Raw genomic sequence first — 21,736 nt, 5'->3', positions numbered from 1 at the left:
CTGATTCAGATCCTCTCGGGCTTGACGAAGCGATGGTTAATGCGGTTATCTGAAACCGGTTTCAGCCTTGCCGTGCTGACTCGAACAATTCCAATAAAAAGGCTTTTTCAACCGTGAACGATTTCTCCGCCGCCCAGCGCAGCCGCGTGACCATGCTCGATGTCGCCGAACACGCTGGCGTGTCCAAGGCCAGCGTCTCGCGCTTTATCGGCGATGACCGCGCCCTGCTCTCCGATGCCATTGCCCGGCGCATCGAGCAGGCGATTGCCGAACTGGGCTATCGCCCCAATCAGATGGCCCGAGGCCTGAAACGCGGGCGCACTCGTCTGATCGGCATGCTGGTGGCCGATATCCGCAACCCTTATTCGATTGCCGTGATGCACGGTGTGGAAACCGCCTGCCGCCGGCACGGTTACAGCCTGGTGGTGTGCAATACCGACCGCGATGACGAGCAGGAACGCCAGCACCTGGCGCTGCTGCGCTCGTACAACATCGAAGGGCTGATCGTGAACACCCTGGGCCATCATCGGGATGAGCTGGATGGGCTGAAGCGGGAAATGCCGCTGGTACTGGTGGATCGCAAGGTCGAGGGGCTCGACAGTGACATGGTCGGATTGAACAACCCGCAGGCCATCGAGATGGCGCTCGAACATCTTCAGCAGCGTGGCTATCGCGATGTGCTGCTGGTGACCGAACCCTATGACGGCACCAGTTCGCGGATCGAGCGGGTCAGCAGTTTTCAGCAGCAGATTGGTCAGCGCAAAGACATGCGTGGCGCGGTGCTGGAAACCGGTTCGAGTCTTGCGAACGATCTTCAAACCTTTTTGAACGCACCTGATTCGGGCCCGAAAGCCCTGTTCTGCGCCAACGGCGTGGCGGCGTTGGCTTGCACCCTGGCCTTGCGCGAGATTGGCTGCCGGTTGTTCGAGGATGTCGGGTTGATCGCGCTGGATGATCTGGACTGGTATCCGTTGGTGGGCAGCGGGATTACTGCCCTCGCTCAGCCGACGGAGGAGATTGGTGCGCGGGCGTTTGAGTGCTTGCTCAAGCGGTTGCGTGGGGATGATGAAGCGGCGCGGACGCTGGATTTTGCACCGGTGCTGATTGAGCGCGGTTCGACGCGCAGCAAGGCGGAATAAGGCCCTACGGGGCCACAAAATTTTTTTTGAACAAAAATGAAACCGGTTTCAGAGGTAGATAACAATGAATAAACCTGCCGTTTCCATCAGTCTTTCCAGCTACGGCGCCGACCTTGTTCGCCGTCGTGGTCAGGCTTCGTTCCTCGAAGTGCTGGCCGCTGCCGGCGCCCATCGCATCGAATGGCGCGAAGAGTTGCTGACCAACGAAGTCCCGGAACAACTCTCCACCGCCACGCAAGCCCAAGGCCTGCAAAGCATCTATTCCTCACCGACCGAACTGTGGCTCGCCGGTCAGTCGCGGCCCAATCCGGAACTCATCACCGCGCTGCAAAACGCCGAAGCGTTCGGCTCGAAGTGGCTGAAGGTCTCCCTTGGTTTTTTCACCGACAACAACGATCTGCAGACGCTGGCGCAAATCCTTGCGCAAAGCCCGGTACAACTGCTGGTGGAGAACGACCAGACCTTGCACGGCGGCCGCATCGAACCGTTCCAGCGTTTCTTCGCCGCCGTTGAGCAACACAACCTGCCGATCAAGATGACGTTCGACATCGGCAACTGGCAGTGGCAAGACCAGTCCGCCACCAGTGCCGCACGCCTGCTGGGCCGTCACGTCGGTTACGTGCATTGCAAAGCCGTGGCCCGCCGTGCCGACGGCAAACTGGTGGCCGTGCCGCCCGCCGCCACTGACCTGCATCTGTGGGAACAACTGCTGCGGCACATGGCCCAAGGGGTCATGCGCGCCGCCGAATACCCGTTGCAGGGCGAAGACCTGGTGCAACTCACCACCGAACACGTCGCCGCCCTCACCCGCCTCGGCCAGTCCCGCCTGGAGCCTGCTCATGTCTGAGATCGATATTCTGTCGTTCGGCGAAACCATGGCCATGTTTGTCGCTGAACAGAGCGGCGATCTGGCCTCCGTCGAGCAGTTTCACAAGCGGATTGCCGGGGCGGACAGCAACGTGGCCATCGGACTGTCTCGACTGGGCTTCAAGGTGGCGTGGCTGAGCCGGGTCGGTGCTGATTCGCTGGGACGATTTGTCGTCGAAACCCTGGCCCGCGAAGGCCTGGATTGCAGCCATGTCGAAGTCGACAACGCGCACCCGACCGGTTTCCAGCTCAAATCGCGCAACGATGACGGCAGCGATCCGACGGTCGAATACTTCCGTCGCGGCTCGGCGGCCAGTCATCTGTCGCCGCAGTCGATCACCCCGACGTTGTTAAGCGCCCGGCACCTGCACGCCACCGGCATTCCGCCGGCGCTGTCGGCTTCGGCGCGGGAAATGTCCCGTGAACTGATGACCCGCATGCGCAACGCCGGGCGCAGCGTCTCGTTCGACCCGAATCTGCGTCCGAGCCTGTGGGCCAGCGAGCGAGAGATGATCCGCGAGATCAACCGCCTCGCCGCCCTCGCCCACTGGGTGTTGCCGGGGTTGAGCGAAGGGCGACTGCTGACCGGGTTTGAAGACCCGGCGGATATCGCCGCGTTCTATCTCGATCAGGGTGCCGAAGCGGTGGCGATCAAGCTCGGGCCGCAGGGTGCGTATTACCGCACGCATCTGGATCAGGGGTTTGTCGCCGGGGTGCCGGTTGAAACCGTGGTCGATACGGTCGGCGCCGGCGATGGATTTGCGGTGGGGATGATCAGTGCCCTGCTGGAGCATCAGAGCTTTCCCGAAGCCGTCAGACGCGCCAACTGGATTGGCAGTCGTGCGGTGCAGAGCCGTGGCGACATGGAGGGTTTGCCGACCCGATCCGAACTCACCGCTGATCTTTCCCACGCTCCTGCGTGGGAATGCAGCACGTGACGCTCTGCGTCACATTGGACGCCGAGCGTCCCCGGAGGCATTCCCACGCGGACGGTTCGACGCCTCGACGTGGGAACGATCAAGCAATAAACCATTGAACCTGCTGCGACAAAAACAACAAGCTCAGGAGCAAGACCATGAAAACTGCAACCCTCGCCACCCGCCGCTGGTGGTACATCATGCCGATCGTGTTCATCACCTACAGCCTGGCGTACCTCGACCGCGCCAATTACGGATTCGCTGCCGCGTCCGGGATGGCCGCCGACCTGATGATCACCCCGGGCCTGTCCTCGCTGCTCGGCGCGCTGTTCTTCCTCGGCTACTTTTTCTTCCAGGTGCCCGGCGCGATCTACGCGCAGAAGCACAGCGTCAAGAAGCTGATCTTCGTCAGCCTGATCCTCTGGGGCGGGCTCGCCACGTTGACCGGCGTGGTCTCCAACGCCTATTGGCTGATCGTCATCCGCTTCATGCTCGGTGTGGTCGAAGCGGCGGTGATGCCGGCGATGCTGGTGTACCTGTGCCACTGGTTTACCCGCGCCGAACGTTCGCGGGCCAATACCTTCCTGATCCTCGGCAACCCGGTAACGATGCTGTGGATGTCGGTGGTTTCGGGCTATCTGGTGCAGCATTTCAGTTGGCGCTGGATGTTCATCATCGAAGGCTTGCCGGCGGTGCTCTGGGCATTCATCTGGTGGAAGCTCGCCGATGATCGTCCGGCCCAGGCCAAGTGGCTCAGCGAGCAGGAAAAGCACGATCTGGAAAGCGCGCTCGCTGCCGAACAGGTCGGCATCAAAGCGGTGAAGAACTACGCTGAAGCCTTCCGTTCGCCGAAGGTGATCATTCTGGCGCTGCAATTTTTCTGCTGGAGCATCGGCGTCTACGGCTTCGTGCTGTGGCTGCCGTCGATCCTCAAGGCCGGCGCGCAAATGGACATGATCGAGGCCGGCTGGCTGTCGGCGCTGCCGTATCTGGCGGCAGTGATCGGCATGCTGCTGGTGTCGTGGGGCTCGGACAAACTGCAAAAGCGCAAACGCTTCGTCTGGCCGCCGCTGCTGATTGCTTCGGTGGCGTTCTACGGCTCCTACGCTCTGGGCGCGGAGCATTTCTGGTGGTCGTACACGCTGCTGGTGATTGCCGGCGCCTGCATGTACGCGCCTTACGGGCCGTTCTTCGCCATCGTCCCGGAGATTCTGCCGGCCAACGTTGCCGGCGGCGCCATGGCGCTGATCAACAGCATGGGCGCCCTCGGTTCTTTCGGCGGTTCGTATCTGGTCGGTTACCTGAACAGCTCCACCGGTTCGCCCGGCGCTTCGTATCTGTTGATGAGCGGCGCGCTGATGCTCTCGGTGGTGCTGACGATTTTTCTCAAGCCCGGCGCCAGCGACCGGGTGACGGCCAAGCGTGTCGCACCGCGTCCGCTGCCGGCCCATTCCTGAATTGATAGAGAGATGACTGCGATGAAAAAGCAGGTTGTGCTGTACAAGAAACTGTCGCCGGCGCTGATGGCGCGCCTTGAGGAACAGGTCGACGTGACGCTGATCGACAGCCTCGACGCGGACGGTCTGATGAAGCTGCGCGACGCCCTGCCCGCCGCCCAAGGCCTGCTCGGCGCCAGCCTGAAACTGGACGCGGCGCTGCTCGATCTGGCACCGAAGCTTGAAGCGATTTCCAGCGTCTCGGTGGGTGTCGACAACTACGACATCGATTACCTGACCCGGCGCAAAATCCTGCTGACCAACACCCCGGACGTGCTCACCGAAACCACCGCCGACACCGGTTTCGCGTTGATCCTGGCCACCGCCCGGCGGGTGGTGGAGCTGGCGAACATGGTGCGCGGCGGTCACTGGCACCGCAGCATCGGCCCGGCGCATTTCGGTACCGATGTGCATGGCAAGACGCTGGGCATCATCGGTATGGGGCGAATTGGCGAGGCGTTGGCGCAGCGCGGGCATTTCGGGTTCGGGATGCCGGTGATCTATCACAGCCAGTCGCGCAAACCGGCGGTTGAAGAACGTTTTGATGCGAAGTACCGCAGCCTGGAAAATCTGTTACAGGAGGCGGATTTCATCTGTCTGACCTTGCCGTTGACGGCGCAGACTGAAGGTTTGATTGGCGCGGAACAGTTTGCGCTGATGCGGCCGGACAGCATCTTCATCAACATTTCCCGGGGCAAGGTGGTGGATGAGGCCGCGCTGATCGACACCTTGCGCCATAACCGGATTCGCGCGGCGGGGCTGGATGTGTTCGAGCGTGAGCCGCTGAATCATGACTCGCCGTTGTTGCAGCTGAACAACGTGGTGGCGACGCCGCATATGGGTTCGGCGACCCATGAAACGCGTGAAGCGATGGCGCGTTGTGCAGTGGAGAATCTGTTGGCGGGGTTGGCGGGAGAAAGACCCGCCAACCTGGTGAATCCCTTCCACTGATCGAGGTCAGGCGCTGCGCACTTGCAAAAGTTGCGCAGCGCACAAGGCAATCCTTGAACACGCATCAGCCAGCTTCACCCGATCCACCACCAGCCCGATGCGAATATGCCCCGCCGCACTCGGCCCGAACGCCTCACCCGCCAGCACCGAAACCCCATACCCCTCCAGCAATCGCTCGGCAAAATCCTGCGCGCCGAGCCCGGTCTGGCGCACGTCGACCATCACGAACATCCCGCCATCCGGTTTGATCGGGTACAACCCCGGACAACCACGCAACCGCTCGCACACCAGATCCCGACGCAACCGGTATTCCTCGCGCATCTGCATCACTTCCGGCAGATCTTTCTCCAGCGCGATCTGCGCCGCTTTCTGCACAAAGTCCGGCAGACCGAACAACATGCTCAGCGACAGATTTACCAAATGCTCGGCCAAGGGTTTCGGCCCGATCATCCAGCCGATCCGCCACCCGGTCATCGCATGGGATTTGGACAGACTGTTGATGGTCGCGGTGCGCTCGGCCATGCCCGGCAGGCTCGCCGGGCTGACGTGCTCACCTTCGTATAACAATTCGCTGTAGACCTCATCGCTGATCAGCCACAGGTCATGGCGGATGCACAACGCCGCCAGCTCTTGCCAGATCAGCAGCGACAGACTCGCACCGGAGGGATTGTTGGGACTGTTGAGCAACATGGCTCGCGTTTTCGGAGTGATCCGCGTCGCGACATCCGCCGGATCGACCCGGAAACCGTTTTCCGGGCGAACCGGCACCGGCACCACGGTTGCGCCACAGGCACCGAACACACCTTCATAAGTCACGTACATCGGTTCGGCGACGATCACTTCATCGCCCGGATCGAGCAGACACTGCGCCACCGAATACACCGCGCATTGCGCGCCGGGCAGCACGATCACATGCTCGGCATCGACGTCCTGGCCGCTGCGTTGCCGATGGTGCTCGGCGATGCGCCTGCGCAACTCCAGCCGGCCGCGCACTTCGGAATAATGGGTATCGCCCGCCAACAGGCTGTCGATGGCGCCGTGGATGATCGGCAGCGGCGTATCGAAATCCGGATCACCCACCGACAGCAGCAACACATCGACCCCTTCGGCGCGCAGCTCCAGCGCTCGGTCGTGAATCCGCCAGGCTGCTGCTCCCTCCCCGGCGATTCGTTGGGTCAAGGCTGAATAGCGCATGTACGTCTCCTGATTGCGCGGTCTCCAGCCTTCACCCTAGGTCAAATCACAAAGCGCGCCACCATCGCATTCAAATCCACCGCCAGACGCGACAGTTCGTGGGTCGCGGCGCTGGTTTGATTCGCGCCGGCAGCTGATTGGGTGGCCAGGTCGCGAATGTTGACCAGGTTGCGATCGACCTCGCGGGACACCTGCGCCTGTTCTTCCGAAGCGCTGGCGATCACCAGGTTGCGTTCGTTGATCTGGTGGATCGATTGGGTGATCTGCTCCAGCGCGATGCCGGCGGCACGGGCCATTTCCAGAGTCGACTGAGTGCGCTGGTTGCTCTGTTGCATCGACTCGACCGCTTCGCCGGTGCCGTTCTGGATGCCGGCGACCATTTTTTCGATTTCCTGGGTCGACTGCGCGGTGCGATGGGCCAAGGCGCGAACTTCATCCGCTACCACCGCGAAGCCACGCCCGGCTTCACCGGCACGGGCGGCTTCAATGGCGGCGTTGAGCGCCAGCAGGTTGGTCTGTTCGGCGATGGCGCGGATCACGTCCAGCACCTTGCCGATGTCGCGGCCCTGAGCGGCCAGGCCTTCAATCATTTGCGCGGTGTTTTGGACGTCGTGGGTCATGGTCTGGATCGCATCGACGGTTTTCACCACTTGGTCGCGACCTTCACGGGCGGCGTGGGTCGACTGGTTCGAGGCTTCGGAAGTCGACACCGCGTTGCGTGCGACCTCTTCCACCGCAGCGCTCATTTCGTTGACGGCGGTGGCGGCCTGTTCGATTTCGTCGTTCTGCTGTTGCAGACCACGGGACGCTTCTTCGGTCACGGCGCTGAGCTCTTCGGCGGCGGCGCCCAGTTGCGTAGCGGAGCCGGCGATCTGTTCGATGGTCTTGCGCAGGTTGGTCTGCATCGCGGCCAGCGCTTCAAGCAGGCGCGCCGGTTCGTCCTTGCCGTCGATTTCGATGACTTTGGTCAGGTTGCCGCCGGCGATGGTTTGCGCGGCAGCGACCGCGCGGTTCAGCGGGGTGACGATGCTGCGGGTCAACAGCCAGGCCAACAGCACGGTCAGCAACGCGGCAATCACGGCCACGGCGACGATGCCGGTAATGGCACTGTTGTAATACTCACCCGCCTGAGTGGAAGCGGTCTTCGCGTCGGCGGCATTGATTGCAATCAGCTTGTTGAGCTGTTCGCCCATCTTGTCGGTGCCGTCCTTGATCTTCGTGTTGATCAGGGCGCGCATCTCGTCGAGCTTGTCCTGGCGCGACAGCTCCATCATCTGGTTCTGCGCTAGCACATAGTTGTCGAGAGTCGTCGAAAACTCCTGATATAACGCGCGTTCCTCCGGGCCGGCCGGCAGGACTGCGTAACTGGCCTGGGCAGCGCGCACCTTGTCCACCAGCACACCGATGCGGGTCTGGGCTTCCTGCAAACCAGCCGGTTCGCGGTTGACCAGAATGCGGAACGACAGAATGCGCAGACGCAAGACGTTTTCCGTGACCACGGCGAGTTGGGTGACGCTTGGCAACTGCGTCGAGTCCATCTCCAGGGAAGCCTGACGGATGATCGACATGCGGTTGACGGCGAACACGCCAAGCACGATCACCAGCAAGGCAATAAAGGCAAAACCGAGGAAGGCACGGGGCGCGATATTCAGATTACGCAAGGACATAGGAGGACTCTCGGATGAATGAAACTACGAGCGTCCATGCCGTGATCACTGGCCCTTGGGGCGGGCTTCAGTCCGGCGTCACTGTTTTAAGAAGTCTTGTGTGCGCCTGACTTCTGTATCGGCCAGGCTTGAGGAAGATTGCGGGGAAAGATGAAATATTTTTCAAAGTGTTGCGGGTGTTTCAGCGGTGAAACACCCTTCGCTTCAGATGATGACTGACAGGTCAGGCTGGAGCTGCCATACCCCATACGCGAGCAATATCTGTTGCACGTTCACGCAACAGGCGCGGGGCTTCGGCGCAGGCTTGTTCCAGGGACATCGGGCCGCTGGTGACCGCGAATGCAGCGTCGATGCCGTGATCGTAGAGCGCTTGATAGCCCTCGCCCAACGTACCGGCAATGACGATTACCGGTACGCCGTGTTGCTTGGCGATCCGCGCCACGCCAAACGGGGTTTTGCCGCGCAGGGTCTGGGCATCGAAGCGCCCTTCTCCGGTAATCACCAGATCTGCGCCCTTCACTGCGTCGGACAGTCCGACCAGTTCTGCGACGACTTCGACACCGGCCTGGAAGCGTGCGCCGAGAAACGCTTTGGCGGCAAAGCCCAACCCACCTGCGGCACCACTGCCCGGTTCATCGCGTACGTCCTTGCCCAACGCCTGCGCGCAGAGTCCGGCGAAGTGGCCGAGGGCCTGATCCAGTTGTTGAACTTGCGCCGGTGATGCGCCCTTTTGTGGGCCAAAAATCGCCGAAGCGCCGTGGGGGCCGCACAGTGGATTGTTGACGTCAGCGGCGATGTCGAAACGGACGTAAGCCAGACGCGGGTCGAGTTCGCTCAGGTCCAGACGTGCGAGTTGCGCCAACGCCAATCCGCCCGGCACCAGAGCTTGCCCTTGAGCATTCAGCAGTTTCACGCCCAGCGCCTGCATCGCGCCGGCGCCGCCGTCATTGGTGGCGCTGCCGCCGATGGCCAGAATGACGCGTTGTGCGCCGGCATCCAGCGCAGCGCGGATCAGTTCACCGGTGCCGAACGTGCTGCTGATGCACGCATCACGCTGCCCCGGCGGCACCAGTTGCAAGCCGCTGGCCTCGGCCATTTCGATGATTGCGGTGTGGTTATGCGGCAACCAGCCCCACGCAGCTTCAACTGCTGCGCCCAACGGGCCACGCACGCGGGTGCGGCGCAGTTCGCCTTCGCACGCGGCGAGAATCGACTCCACCGTCCCTTCGCCACCGTCGGCCATCGGGCATTTGACCAGCGTCGCCTGCGGCCAGACCTGCGCCAGGCCCAGCGCGATGGCTTCTGCAACGCCTTGGGCACTCAGGCTGTCCTTGAACGAATCGGGGGCGATGACGATTTTCATACGAATTCTCCAGTTCCAATGCCCTCATGCTGCCAGTCGCCTTGTGCGTTGACGCCTGTCCGCTGCACAAGTTGGATTGGCGTTTATTGTTCATTTCGACAAATCGTCAGTCTGCGGCAGCAATTGCACCCCGAGATACAACGCCAGCATGCCATCGAGTTTCAGCGGATCGACCCCGCTCAACTCGGCAATCCGCTCCATCCGGTAACGCAGGCTGTTGCGGTGAATGCCCAAGGCATCGGCGCAGGACTGGCTCTGCCCGTCGTGATCGCACCAGCTGCGCAAAGTCGCGAGCAACTGGCCGTTGCTGTCTTTGGCGATGACCTTGCGTAACGGTTTGAGCAGTTCATCCAGTGCATCATCGTTGCGATGACGCCAGAGCATGACCGGCAAACGATAGCGATTGAGGGTCAGCAGGCGTGAGCGCGGCAGCACTTCGCGGCCATAGGCGAGCAAGTCGCCCACCCTTCGATAGCAACGGCGCAACCCGGCCAGCCCATCGGCCTGCCCGCCCACTGCGATGCGCAGAATGTTCCAGCCCAGACCATCGAGTTTTTCCAGCAGGCGATCATGCTCGACGTTCTGACTGGCCGGCCGGCACCAGAGCAGCGACGACTTGGCGGAACTCACGCACCAACTGTCGGGGTAGCGCGACAACAACCAGGCACTCAGCGCCTCGACGGTTTGCCCCGGCCCGTGTTCCAGGCCCAACTCGAACAGATACGGCACCCGCGTCAGTTGCGGTTTGAGCCCGAGTTGCTGGGCTTCATCCACCAAACGCGGCGAATCCCCCGCTTCACTCAACAGCAGCGCGAGCAAGTCATCGCAACGCTGCCGCCGCCATTGCTGTTCGGATTGCTGGTTGCGCTGGCCCACCAGCATTTCAGCGGTCATGCGCACCAGTTCGGCGTAAGTGCGCAGCTGCTCCGGCTCGCCGGTGATGCCGAGTACGCCGATCAAACGCTGATCGAGCAACAGCGGCAGATTGATCCCCGGCTGCACGCCTTTCAGATGCACCGCCGTCTGCGCGTCAATCTCCACCACCCGCCCGTTGGCCAGCACCAGTTGCGCGCCCTCGTGGCGGGTGTTGATCCGCTCCGGCTCGCCGCTGCCGAGAATCAGCCCCTGGCTGTCCATGACGTTGACGTTGTACGGCAAAATGGCCATGGCCCGGTCGACGATATCCTGGGCGAGGTCGTGATCGAGTTCGAACATAAGGGCTGGAATCCTTGAAAACAGGCGCGGACGGTTGTTCACCCGCACAGGGTCTGGCAGCAAACCCTGTGCTCAGGCACAAAGACAATCCGGCCAAAGGTGGCCGAGACTCTCAGGGCGATCAACGTTACCCTTTGCATCGCAAAAAATCATAATAAAGAGAGAGCCGCCATGTCGCAGAGCGCCGCTGCCGCCCAGACCATCGATGACGATAAAAACGCCGTCTACAAACGCATCACCCTGCGTTTGATTCCCTTCATCTTCATCTGCTACCTGTTCAACTACCTCGACCGGGTCAACGTTGGATTCGCCAAACTGCAGATGCTCGACGCGCTGAAATTCAGCGAAACCGTGTACGGCCTCGGGGCCGGTATCTTCTTCATCGGCTACGTGCTGTGCGGCGTACCGAGCAACCTGGCCCTGACCAAATTCGGCCCACGGCGCTGGATCGCGCTGATGATGATCACCTGGGGCACGCTGTCGACCTGCCTGCTGTTCGTCACCACACCGACCGGGTTCTATACCCTGCGCCTGTTCACCGGCGCGGCTGAAGCCGGGTTCTTCCCGGGCGTTGTGCTGTATCTCTCGCAGTGGTTCCCGACTTTCCGCCGTGGCCGGATCATGGCGCTGTTCATGTCGGCAATCCCTGTTTCGGGTTTGCTCGGCAGCCCGTTTTCCGGCTGGATCCTCAATCACTTCGCCGCAGGGCAAGGTGGCCTCGCCGGCTGGCAGTGGATGTTCCTGCTGCAAGGCATTCCGACCGTGGTCCTGGGCGCCCTCGCCTACTTCCTGCTCAGCGACAACTTCGCCAACGCCAAGTGGCTGACCGCACATGAGCGTTCGGTGCTGGAAGCGGATCAGGCAGAAGACCTGGCGAACAAACCGAAAACCACATCCGATTCGCTGATCGCCGTGTTCAAGAACCCGGCGATCTGGGCATTCGGCCTGATCTATTTCTGCATCCAGAGCGGCGTGTACGCGATCAACTTCTGGCTGCCGTCGATCATCAAGAACCTCGGCTTCAGCGACAACCTGGTGATTGGCTGGTTGAGTGCGATTCCTTACCTGCTGGCCGCCGTGTTCATGCTGGTAGTAGGTCGCTCGGCAGACCTGCGTAAAGAGCGTCGCTGGCACTTGGTGGTGCCGATGTTGATGGGGGCTGTCGGCCTGCTGATCGCGGTGAACTTCGCGGCGAATCCGGCAATTGCGATTCTCGGCCTGACCATTGCGACCATGGGCGCGCTGACCGGTCTGCCGATGTTCTGGCCGGTGCCGACTGCCATGCTGAGCGCGGGTGCTGCGGCGGGTGGGTTGGCGTTGATCAACTCGATGGGGCAGATGGCCGGGTTCCTGAGCCCTTACCTTGTGGGTTGGGTGAAGGACAGCACCGGGTCGACGGATGCGGCGTTGTATCTGCTGGCGGGGGTGATTGTTGGCGGGAGTCTGCTGGCGTTGCGGATGACGCGGACGTTGCGGGCTTAAGCCTTAGTCGAAATACAGAAACGGCCCTTTTCGGGCCGTTTTTCTTTTGGATCTAGCTACAGCGGTGCTTCAGTCTTGAGTTCCAGATTATCCAGCGCCCGGTTCACCGCCAGTTCACTCAGCATGATCAGTTGGGCAATGCCCAGCAATACGTGCCGCTGCGAGCCGTCCACCAGTCCGGCGAAATCGGTGGCCATGGTTTTGGCGCAGGTCAGGGTTTCAGAGGCGTCGGCCAGCAGTTCTTCACTGTCGATGCCGGGGGCGATGAGGTAGCGGGTGTTGGGTTTGAGCAGCGGTTTTCTGGGGAGCAGCGGATTGAGGTAGTGGTCGAGGGCGCGTTCGGCGGCTTCGTGGAAGGTCTTGGAGTCGAGGGATTCGTAGGGCGAGGTGGTGTCGGCTTCGGGTGGGTTGGGTGTTGGTTTGATCATGGTGAAACTCCTAAGGCGCTTATTGGAGCCACCACACTCGCTACCAAACGATGGTGGTGGCCAGACGCAGGTTGGTAGACCGGGCCTTAGGAGAAACGGCGCACCCGAAGGTGCCCTGCGAATGACCACCATAAAACAGAGACAAAAGACTCTACAAAATGGAGCACTCTGCACTTAAAGACCCGGGCTACCAAACCCGATCGCTGTTCTTTTCAGCGACGGGACAACGATAAAACCCGGCCCTTGAGCGCACAAGCCGGCGGATTCTGGCTTAGTCGTAGGCAACGGCGCAAGGTTGTGTAGCCTGGGGTGCGTGTCTGGACGTGTCCTTTAAACGCATGGCTTAAACACTGCGGTGTACTTGAGAATTTACCCCCTCACCCCAGCCCTCTCCCCCAAGGGGGCGAGGGGGAAAGGGAGCCGATGTGTATGTTTTTCAAAACCGGAGTTCGACTCGGTATTTCACGTCGGCGTAACTTGTGAGAACACCTCCGTCGGCTCCCTCTCCCTCCGGGAGAGGGCTGGGGTGAGGGAGCCCTTGATTCTAAGCCCCCGATTTCGCATCCAACTCCAAAACCACCCCACCCGGCATCTGCACAAAAATCTGCCAGATCCCATCCTCCGGCACCTGCGCCACCTGATACGGCAACCCACTGCCCTGCACCCGCTTCAAAACCGCGGCTGCGTCTTCATCGGTACGAAACGCAATATGACTCAACGCCGCCTCATCCAGCGCCGGCTGCTCAATCACATGCACCAACGCCTCCTCATCCTGATACAACCACCGCCCGGGAAACGGAAACGGCGGCCGGCGCCCCGGCGTCAATCCCAACAACCCACCAAAAGCGTCCTGCAGCGCCTGACCGTCAGCGGTGTTGAAAGCAAGATGATCAAATGTCCACGTCATGTCTGTCTCCTGCGGTTATTCAGGATTTCAGTATCTGCGCTTGCCAATCCCGGAAAAATCCCGCAAAACGCCAAGGATCTTCAACGGATTTTTACTAATGAGCTCAATCCTCGATCTGGAAATCTTCGTCCGCACCGCCGACTCCGGCAGCATCTCCGCCGCCGCCCGGGCGCTGGAGCTGACGCCGGCCGCCGCCAGCATCGCGCTGAAACGCCTGGAAACCCGCCTCGGCATCCGCCTGTTTGCCCGGTCCACCCGCAGCATGCGCCTGACCGAAGAAGGCCGGCGTTATCTGGAAAGTGTGCGTCTGGCGCTGGCCACCCTGGCCGAGGGCGAACAGGCGCTGAAGCAGCAGACCGAAGGCTTGAGCGGCGTGCTGCAACTGGCGGCGCCGTCGGACTTCGGGCGCAATGTGTTGCTGCCTTGGCTGGACGATTTCAAGCGCGAGCACCCGCACATTCAACTGCAATTGCTGCTCAATGACCGGCATGCGGATCTGTTTCGCGAAACGGTGGACGTGGCGCTGCGCTTCGGCGTGCCGAGTGATTCGACGCTGGTGGCGTTGCCGATTCTGCCTGAGCATCGGCGTGTGGTCTGCGCCAGCCCCGCGTATCTGGAGCGCCACGGCACACCGCAAAACCCTGCCGAATTGAGCGAGCACAGCGCCCTGCTCTATCTGCGTAATGGCCGGCCCTATAACACCTGGCGCTTCCATCGCGAAGACGAAACCGTCGAGGTCGAAGTACGCGGTGACTACCTCAGCGACGACGGTGAAGTCGCTCGCCGCTGGGCGCTCGCCGGGCACGGCATCGCCTACAAGGCCTGGCTCGATGTGGCCGAAGACGTGCGCGCCGGGCGGCTGGTGACGCTGTTCGATGACTGGCACGGCGAGAGCGTGCCGTTCAATCTGCTGTGCCCGCACCGGGTGCAGGTGTCGGAACGGGTCAAAGTCTTGCAGGCGTTTTTGCGCGAACGTTGCGAGGCATTGCGTCGATAAATTCACTTTGCCGCGCTGGGCGCTTCTGGTATTTGATGGAAGCTTTCCCACCGACAAAAGGATTTCGGCATGAGCTATCGCACACTGGGTCACTCGGGGTTGCAGGTGTCCACCCTCACCCTCGGCACGATGATGTTCGGCGAACAGACCAGCGCAGAGGACTCGCTGCGCATCATCGACAAGGCCTGGGATCAGGGCATCAACTTCATCGACACCGCGGACGTCTACACCAACGGCCGCTCGGAAGAGATCGTCGGCGAGGCCATCGCCCGTCATCGGCATGAATGGGTGCTTGCAACCAAAGTCGGTTTCGGCCCGGTGGACGGCGTGCCGAATCGCAGCGGCCTGAGCCGCAAGCACATTTTCAATGGTCTGGAAGCCAGCCTGACCCGGCTCGGCACCGATTATCTCGACATCTATTACCTGCACCGCGAAGACCACAACACGCCGCTGGAAGTGACGATTTCGGCGATTGGCGATCTGATTCGCCAGGGCAAAATCCGTTATTGGGGCCTGTCGAATTATCGCGGCTGGCGGATTGCCGAGGTGATTCGCGTGGCGGACAAACTAGGCGTCGATCGCCCGGTGATCAGCCAGCCGCTGTACAACATCGTCAACCGTCAGGCCGAAACCGAGCAGATCACCGCCGCCCAGACTTACGGCCTTGGCGTGGTGCCTTACAGCCCGCTGGCCCGTGGCGTGCTCAGCGGCAAGTACGCACCGGACGTGACCCCGGACGCCAACAGCCGTGCCGGACGCCAGGACAAGCGGATTCTGGAAACCGAATGGCGCGTGGAGTCGTTGCGCATTGCCCAGCAGATTCAGCAATACACCCAGGAGCGTGGGGTCGGGATCGTTGAATTCGCAATTGCCTGGGTACTGAACAACGGCGCGGTGACGTCGGCGATTGTCGGGCCGCGCACCGAGGAACAATGGGATGCGTACACCAAGGCGCAGGCGGTGAAGATTACGGCTGAGGATGAAGCGTTTATCGACTCACTGGTGACGCCGGGGCATGCTTCTACGCCGGGGTTTAATGATGTGAGCCATTTTGTGTCGGGGCGTAAATCGCATCAGGCTTAAGCACCTATGCTTCGACACAGGTTCCCGCTCTCACGGGACCTGTGTCGAATGTTGGAAATATTGATCACTCGGCCAATATTCAGCACAAAAACCACGTATCCTGCGCGCCCCGTTTCACCATCACCCCCGCGAGGACAGTTTGTCTAAAGGCATTGCTTTATCGGTGACAGCATCGACGCTGTTTGCCGTCATGTATTACTACACCTCGTTGCTCACCCCGTTGAGCGGCGTGGAGATCTTCGGTTGGCGGATGTTGCTGACCGTGCCCTGCATGACCGTGTTCATGCTGGTTTCCGGCGAATGGCGGCGGGTGCTGGAGCTGCTGCGCCGGATCCCTGCGCTGCCGAAGTTGATCGGCGGCCTGATTCTTTCGTCAGCGCTGCTGGGCGTGCAGTTGTGGCTGTTCATGTGGGCGCCGCTCAACGGCTACAGCCTCGATGTGTCGCTGGGCTACTTCCTGCTGCCGTTGTCCATGGTCCTGACCGGACGCATCGCTTATGGCGAAAACCTGTCATACCTGCAAAAAGTCGCGGTGTTTTTTGCCAGCCTCGGTGTGTTGAACGAGTTGTATCAGGTCGGCGGGTTTTCCTGGGCGACGCTGGTGGTGGTCGTCGGTTACCCTTTGTATTTCGTGCTGCGCAAATACCTCAAGACCGACAACCTCGGCGGTTTGTGGGTCGATATGACTTTGATGCTGCCGGTGGCGTACTGGTTTGTGCGCGGCGGCGAACAGGGTTTCGGCGTGTTCGATCTGTACCCGGCGCTGACATGGCTGATTCCGCTGCTCGGTCTGATCAGTGCATCGGCGCTGGTGGTGTACATCATCGCCAGCCGTTTGTTGCCGTTCAGTCTGTTCGGTTTGTTGAGTTACGTAGAGCCAGTGTTGTTGCTCGGCGTGGCGCTGCTGCTGGGTGAGAGCATCAAGCCCGGAGAATGGCTGACCTACATCCCGATCTGGCTCGCCGTGGTGGTGCTGGTGTTTGAAGGCTTCAAGCATCTGATGCGCCAACGGCGCCCGTAAGACGCGCAATAAAAAGCCCGGCCTGCATTTCTGCAGGCCGGGCTTTTTTACATCTGGTGCGGATTACTCGGTAGCGAGTACGCCACGACGCACCTGGTCACGCTCGATCGATTCGAACAGAGCCTTGAAGTTGCCTTCGCCGAAACCATCGTCGCCTTTGCGCTGGATGAATTCGAAGAACACCGGGCCCATCAGGGTTTCCGAGAAGATCTGCAGCAGCAGACGCTTGTCTTCTTTATCCGACGCACCGTCGAGCAGGATGCCGCGCGATTGCAGTTGATCCACCGGCTCGCCGTGGTTCGGCAGGCGGCCTTCGAGCATTTCGTAGTAGGTGTCCGGCGGCGCGGTCATGAAACGCATGCCGATCTTCTTCAACTGATCCCAGGTCTTGACCAGGTCATCGGTGAGGAACGCCACGTGCTGGATGCCTTCGCCGTTGAACTGCATCAGGAACTCTTCGATCTGCCCGGCGCCCTTCGACGATTCTTCATTGAGCGGGATGCGGATCATGCCGTCCGGCGCTGTCATCGCTTTCGAGGTCAGGCCGGTGTATTCGCCCTTGATGTCGAAGTAGCGGATTTCGCGGAAGTTGAACAGCTTCTCGTAGAAGTTCGCCCAGTAGGCCATGCGACCGCGATACACGTTGTGGGTCAGGTGGTCGATGATCTTCAGGCCGGCACCGACCGGGTTGCGGTCAACGCCTTCGAGGAACACGAAGTCGATGTCATAGATCGAGCTGCCTTCGCCGAAACGGTCGATCAGGTACAGTGGCGCACCGCCAATGCCTTTGATCGCCGGCAGATTCAGTTCCATCGGGCCGGTTTCGATGTGGATCGGCTGGGCGCCGAGTTCCAGTGCGCGGTTGTAGGCCTTCTGCGAATCCTTGACCCGGAACGCCATGCCGCAAACGGACGGGCCGTGCTCGGCCGCGAAGTACGAAGCAACGCTGTGGGGTTCGTTGTTGAGGATCAGGTTGATCGCGCCCTGACGATACAGGTGCACGTTCTTGGAACGGTGGGTCGCGACCTTGGTGAAGCCCATGATCTCGAAGATCGGCTCCAGGGTGCCAGGTGTCGGCGATGCGAACTCGATGAACTCGAAGCCCATCAGGCCCATTGGGTTTTCGTATAAATCTGCCATGGTTGGCGCCTCATCATTCTTATCAATTAACCAGAGTTATTTGTCAGTAATGCTGAGACCGGTGGGTGGCGCACAGGAGATGCCACGCACACTGCGGGCGAGGAAGTCACCGTATATCAGTTGAAACCCGAATATCTTCATTGTCGACCCAAGGCTCTTGCGGGCGAGGCTTCTGCTGCCAGAAGACGATTATTATTGTATGCGTAACCCGATTCTACACAGCGTAAATAGGGTTGTCTGCCCTCTCTATAAAATCCGCTTTTTTCCGGCCGGTGCAAGGGGTTTGTTGCACAGCCAGATGCCCGCCAGAATCAGCACGCCGCCCAGGCACATGGCCAGCGTCAGCTGTTCACCCAGCAGGATTGCACCGGCCAGCACGGCGGTCAGCGGGTTGAGCGCAATGAACACGCCGGAGCGTGTGGCGCCGATTTTACGGATGCCATCGTAGTAACCGATGTAGGCCAGCGCCGAACCGAGTACGCCCAGATAAGCCAGGCTCAGCCATTGGCGTGTGCCAAGTGCCGCCAGCGCTGCAACGTCCACTTCGCCCCGGCTCAGGGCCAGCGCCCACAACATCAGGGTGCCCAGCAGAATCGAAAAGGTCACGGTCTGCACCGGACCGATGCTCTGGTTCAGGCCGCGAGAGAACAGCGAATAGACGCCCCAGCTCAAAACGCAGCCGAGGATCAGCAGATCGCCAATCCACGCGTCCGGCGTTTCGCTCAACAGCTGCGGGTTGCGACTGACGATCACCACACCCACCCCGCCGATGCAGATTGCGATGCCCATAACCTTGAGCCGGTTCAGCCGCTCCTTGAACAGCAGCCATGACGCCAGACCAATGACTGCCGGGTTCAGCGCCACGATCAACGAGGCCCGGGAAGCGTTGATGTATTGCAACCCGTAAAAGAAGCACAGGTTGTAGAAGAAAATTCCGAAGAACCCCAACAGGGCCAGTTGCAGCCATTGCCTGAACGTGGGCCGCGCCAACCGTATTCGAGCGAGCCTTAAACACACGAGCAACGCCACGCTGGCCAGCAGAAACCGCAGGCTGGCAGCAAACACCGGGCTCAGGCTGCCGGCCAAAAAACGCCCGGCCACCCACGTTCCGCCCCAGATCATGGTGACCAAGGCCAGGTTCAAATAGACGGGCATGTCCGAGGCGACCGGACGAACAGGTTCATGACAACTCATAACGCTCCAACGACGAGACTGACGGATGACGTATCATTCGATTGATTCCTCATCATCGTAAAATGAGTCTTTACTCATGACCCTGATCCAACTCGAAATCTTCTCGCTGGTGGCCGAACTGCACGGCTTCACCCTCGCCGCCCATCGTCTGGGAATTTCCCAGTCAGCGGTGTCTCATGCATTGAAGTCGCTGGAACAGGAACTGGGCGTCGAGCTGCTGCGCCGGCATCAATCGCAAGTGGAACTGAGCGACATCGGCGAACAACTGCTGTTGCGGGCACGGGCGATGCTTGGGCTGGCGAACACCTTGCGTCAGGAGGCGGCGGATGCGCGCGGCATGAAACGCGGCACGCTGCGCATCGGCTCGTTCGGGCCGACGTCTTCGATCAAATTGTTGCCGCGGATTCTTCAGCAGTATCGCGAGGCGCATCCGGGGATCGAAGTGCACATCGATGAAGGCCCGGATCGGCAGGTCATTCAGTGGCTGGAGGAGCGGCGGATCGATATCGGTTTTGTGGTGCTGCCCGAGGAGCGCTTCGACACGTTCACCTTGATTGAAGATCAGATGGTCGCCCTGCTTCCGCCCGGTCACCCGCTGGCGGCGCACGACTCAGTGAGTCTTAAAGACCTGTGCAACGATCCGTTTGTGCTGACCGAGGCGGGTTCGTCGGAACTGGTTTCGCGCCTGTTCAACGCCGCGCGGTTGAGCCCCAACATCCGCTATCGCTGTTCGCAGCTGCTCAGCACGCTCGACACCGTGGGCCGGGGCGATGCGATGACCGTGGTGGCCGAAGGTTCGTTGCCTTTCGATCCGGAACCGCGATACATCAAGCGACCGCTGTCCCCCGTAGTCACCCGGCAGGTCGGCCTGGCGGTGCTGGACCAGCGCCAGGCATCGCCTGCAACGCTGGCATTCATTCAGCTGGCAACCCGGCTGGATTATCGTTGAGCGGCGCAGGTGTCATTGGCCATCTATCATGGGCTCAGACCTCGGGCTTTGCGCGCACGCTTCGCCTGCCATCAAGAGCCCCACTCCACCGCGACAGGATGCGCCCATGCCACTGACCGTCAGGCCCCGCCGCAAGCGCAGCACACGGATTATCGTGACATTGCTGTGCGGCTTGCTGCCGATCGTACTCGGCAGCGTGATTCTTTATATGCAGGCCGGACGCGCCCTTCAGCAGAGTTCGCAACACACCGCCGATGAAGCCCTGCGGCAGTTCGAACTGATGCTCGACAACACTGCCCAGGCCGCCCGCGAACTGTTGCCTCTGGCCGGCCAGACCTGCGAGACGGTTAAACTGGCCCTGCGCGAACAAGTCACCCGCCGCCCGTTTGTGCGCTCGACCAATCTGGTGTGGGACGACAACCTCTATTGCAGTTCGCTGTTCGGCGACTTCAAGGAAGTCGTGAACCCCGGCGACTACGCCCAAGGCAAGTTGTGGCTCATGAACGGCAACCCGGTGACGCCAAACACCGCGCTGCTGGTGTATCGCCTGAGCGAGGGACGCGGTGGGGCACTGACCACGCTGGACGGCTATCACCTGAGCAACATCCTGCGCCTGATCGGCCGGCACACGTTGTTGTTGCTGCAAGTCGGCAACAACTGGCTCTCCGACGACGGCAAAGTGCATCAGGGCGCCCTGCCCGCGTTGCCCGTGGCGCAAAGTACCTTGCACTCATCACACTATGCATTCTCAGTGACAGCGGCTTTTCCGGAAGGCGAAACCTGGCGCTACATGAAAGACGAGTATCCGCCGCTGTTCAGTCTGCTGATGTTCTTCGGCGCCGTATCAGGAGCGATCGGCTACATCGTTCAGAAGCGCTCCACCTCGCCCAGCCATGAAATGCTTCGGGCATTGGAAGCAGGTGAATTCATTCCCTATTTTCAACCGGTGGTGCACGGCGACAGCAAACGCTGGTCGGGCGCGGAAGTGCTGATGCGCTGGAAACATCCCAAGGAGGGGCTGGTGCGTCCGGACCTGTTCATTCGCTTTGCCGAACACTCCGGGTTGATCGTGCCGATGACCCGCGCCTTGATGCAACAAACGGCTGTTGTGCTGGGGCCGCTGTCATCGACCTTTACCGCGCCCTTCCACATCGGCATCAACATCACCGCCAGCCACTGCCACGATCTGGAGCTGGTTGAAGATTGCCGTGAATTTTTGTCAGCGTTCCAGCCTGGCAGCATCAGCCTGGTACTGGAGCTGACCGAACGCGAGCTGATCGAGCCGTCCGACATCACCCATCAACTGTTCGCGCAACTGCGCGCAATGGGCGTGAAGATCGCGATTGACGACTTTGGCACCGGTCATTCAAGCCTCGGCTATTTGAGGACCTTCAATGTCGACTTCCTCAAGATCGATCAGACATTCGTGGCCATGATCGATAAAGATGCCCTGTCGCGGCACATTCTGGACACCATCATCGAGCTTTCTACCAAACTGGATCTGGGCATCGTGGCCGAAGGTGTGGAGACGCAAGCCCAGTGTGATTATCTGGCCGCTCACCATGTCAACTTTCTGCAAGGTTACCTTTTCGGCAAACCGATGCCGGCTGCAGACTTCATCGAAGCATTAACTCATCATTAACTTGGCGGGATAAATCCAGACTCGCCGACAGCGCGCACCAAATTGATACAAAACAGCGTTATTGTTACATGAAGAAAAAGTCAG

Annotated in this window: 19 protein-coding genes; 11 read left to right on the top strand and 8 right to left on the bottom strand. The window is 60.7% G+C overall.

Annotation, left to right across the window (positions count from 1 at the left end; all coding sequences use genetic code 11):
- Positions 1-113 precede the first annotated feature (113 nt).
- The 5 genes from AC07XZ_RS04995 to AC07XZ_RS04975 all read left to right on the top strand — a co-directional run bounded on the left by AC07XZ_RS04995 (position 114) and on the right by AC07XZ_RS04975 (position 5,370).
- Positions 114-1,139: a LacI family DNA-binding transcriptional regulator gene (locus tag AC07XZ_RS04995; protein WP_102688052.1), complete on the top strand. Its 1,026-nt coding sequence runs from the start codon at positions 114-116 to the stop codon at positions 1,137-1,139.
- Positions 1,140-1,203: 64 nt separating this feature from the next.
- Positions 1,204-1,986 carry a sugar phosphate isomerase/epimerase family protein gene (locus tag AC07XZ_RS04990; protein ID WP_102688051.1) on the top strand — a complete coding sequence of 261 codons (783 nt, stop codon included), beginning with the start codon at positions 1,204-1,206 and terminating at the stop codon, positions 1,984-1,986.
- On the top strand, positions 1,979-2,944 hold the full coding sequence (locus tag AC07XZ_RS04985; RefSeq protein ID WP_102688050.1) for a sugar kinase: 966 nt from the start codon (positions 1,979-1,981) through the stop codon (positions 2,942-2,944). The genes AC07XZ_RS04990 and AC07XZ_RS04985 overlap by 8 nt, the downstream gene beginning before the upstream one ends.
- A gap of 137 nt (positions 2,945-3,081) precedes the next feature.
- On the top strand, positions 3,082-4,380 hold the full coding sequence (locus AC07XZ_RS04980) for an MFS transporter (protein ID WP_102688049.1): 1,299 nt from the start codon (positions 3,082-3,084) through the stop codon (positions 4,378-4,380).
- A gap of 21 nt (positions 4,381-4,401) precedes the next feature.
- Positions 4,402-5,370: a 2-hydroxyacid dehydrogenase gene (locus AC07XZ_RS04975; RefSeq protein WP_102688076.1), complete on the top strand. Its 969-nt coding sequence runs from the start codon at positions 4,402-4,404 to the stop codon at positions 5,368-5,370.
- Positions 5,371-5,376: 6 nt separating this feature from the next.
- On the opposite strand, the gene AC07XZ_RS04970 is transcribed toward AC07XZ_RS04975, so the two are convergent.
- The 4 genes from AC07XZ_RS04970 to AC07XZ_RS04955 form a co-directional block, all read right to left on the bottom strand.
- Positions 5,377-6,564 carry a pyridoxal phosphate-dependent aminotransferase gene (locus AC07XZ_RS04970; protein WP_102688048.1) on the bottom strand — a complete coding sequence of 396 codons (1,188 nt, stop codon included), beginning with the start codon at positions 6,562-6,564 and terminating at the stop codon, positions 5,377-5,379.
- 41 nt (positions 6,565-6,605) lie between these two features.
- On the bottom strand, positions 6,606-8,231 hold the full coding sequence (locus AC07XZ_RS04965; protein ID WP_102688047.1) for a methyl-accepting chemotaxis protein: 1,626 nt from the start codon (positions 8,229-8,231) through the stop codon (positions 6,606-6,608).
- A gap of 223 nt (positions 8,232-8,454) precedes the next feature.
- On the bottom strand, positions 8,455-9,594 hold the full coding sequence (locus tag AC07XZ_RS04960; protein WP_102688046.1) for a glycerate kinase: 1,140 nt from the start codon (positions 9,592-9,594) through the stop codon (positions 8,455-8,457).
- A 90-nt stretch (positions 9,595-9,684) separates the two neighbouring features.
- Entirely contained in the window at positions 9,685-10,809 is a 1,125-nt protein-coding gene (locus AC07XZ_RS04955; protein ID WP_102688045.1) for a sugar diacid recognition domain-containing protein, read from the bottom strand.
- A 171-nt stretch (positions 10,810-10,980) separates the two neighbouring features.
- Between AC07XZ_RS04955 and AC07XZ_RS04950 the strand changes: the two genes are divergently transcribed.
- The gene (locus AC07XZ_RS04950; protein WP_102688044.1) at positions 10,981-12,291 is read left to right on the top strand and encodes an MFS transporter; all 1,311 of its coding nucleotides are present in this window, start codon (positions 10,981-10,983) and stop codon (positions 12,289-12,291) included.
- Positions 12,292-12,347: 56 nt separating this feature from the next.
- Here AC07XZ_RS04950 and AC07XZ_RS04945 read toward each other — a convergent pair whose 3' ends face one another.
- Positions 12,348-12,719: a DUF6124 family protein gene (locus AC07XZ_RS04945; RefSeq protein WP_102688043.1), complete on the bottom strand. Its 372-nt coding sequence runs from the start codon at positions 12,717-12,719 to the stop codon at positions 12,348-12,350.
- A gap of 544 nt (positions 12,720-13,263) precedes the next feature.
- The gene (locus tag AC07XZ_RS04940; protein ID WP_102688042.1) at positions 13,264-13,626 is read right to left on the bottom strand and encodes a VOC family protein; all 363 of its coding nucleotides are present in this window, start codon (positions 13,624-13,626) and stop codon (positions 13,264-13,266) included.
- 97 nt (positions 13,627-13,723) lie between these two features.
- Between AC07XZ_RS04940 and AC07XZ_RS04935 the strand changes: the two genes are divergently transcribed.
- The 3 genes from AC07XZ_RS04935 to rarD all read left to right on the top strand — a co-directional run bounded on the left by AC07XZ_RS04935 (position 13,724) and on the right by rarD (position 16,727).
- Positions 13,724-14,623, top strand: a complete 900-nt coding sequence (locus AC07XZ_RS04935; RefSeq protein WP_102688041.1) for a LysR family transcriptional regulator — start codon at positions 13,724-13,726, stop codon at positions 14,621-14,623.
- 69 nt (positions 14,624-14,692) lie between these two features.
- Positions 14,693-15,706, top strand: coding sequence for an aldo/keto reductase (locus AC07XZ_RS04930; RefSeq protein ID WP_102688040.1), 1,014 nt, complete (start codon positions 14,693-14,695; stop codon positions 15,704-15,706).
- 139 nt (positions 15,707-15,845) lie between these two features.
- Positions 15,846-16,727: an EamA family transporter RarD gene (gene rarD / locus AC07XZ_RS04925; protein WP_085745546.1), complete on the top strand. Its 882-nt coding sequence runs from the start codon at positions 15,846-15,848 to the stop codon at positions 16,725-16,727.
- Positions 16,728-16,790: 63 nt separating this feature from the next.
- Here rarD and hppD read toward each other — a convergent pair whose 3' ends face one another.
- Entirely contained in the window at positions 16,791-17,867 is a 1,077-nt protein-coding gene (gene hppD / locus AC07XZ_RS04920) for a 4-hydroxyphenylpyruvate dioxygenase (RefSeq protein WP_007958955.1), read from the bottom strand.
- Positions 17,868-18,113: 246 nt separating this feature from the next.
- On the bottom strand, positions 18,114-19,061 hold the full coding sequence (locus tag AC07XZ_RS04915) for a DMT family transporter (RefSeq protein ID WP_102688039.1): 948 nt from the start codon (positions 19,059-19,061) through the stop codon (positions 18,114-18,116).
- A gap of 76 nt (positions 19,062-19,137) precedes the next feature.
- Here AC07XZ_RS04915 and AC07XZ_RS04910 point away from each other — a divergent pair, with 76 nt between their 5' ends.
- Both AC07XZ_RS04910 and AC07XZ_RS04905 read left to right on the top strand, forming a co-directional pair.
- Positions 19,138-20,010, top strand: a complete 873-nt coding sequence (locus tag AC07XZ_RS04910; protein WP_102688038.1) for a LysR family transcriptional regulator — start codon at positions 19,138-19,140, stop codon at positions 20,008-20,010.
- 106 nt (positions 20,011-20,116) lie between these two features.
- Positions 20,117-21,652 carry an EAL domain-containing protein gene (locus AC07XZ_RS04905; protein ID WP_102688037.1) on the top strand — a complete coding sequence of 512 codons (1,536 nt, stop codon included), beginning with the start codon at positions 20,117-20,119 and terminating at the stop codon, positions 21,650-21,652.
- Positions 21,653-21,736 lie beyond the last annotated feature (84 nt).

The sequence above is a fragment of the Pseudomonas sp. GW458-11-26-14-LB4 genome (genome assembly GCF_059423925.1).
Note: the sequence above shows the minus strand (reverse complement) of the source record. Positions and strands in the feature narration are given on the sequence as shown.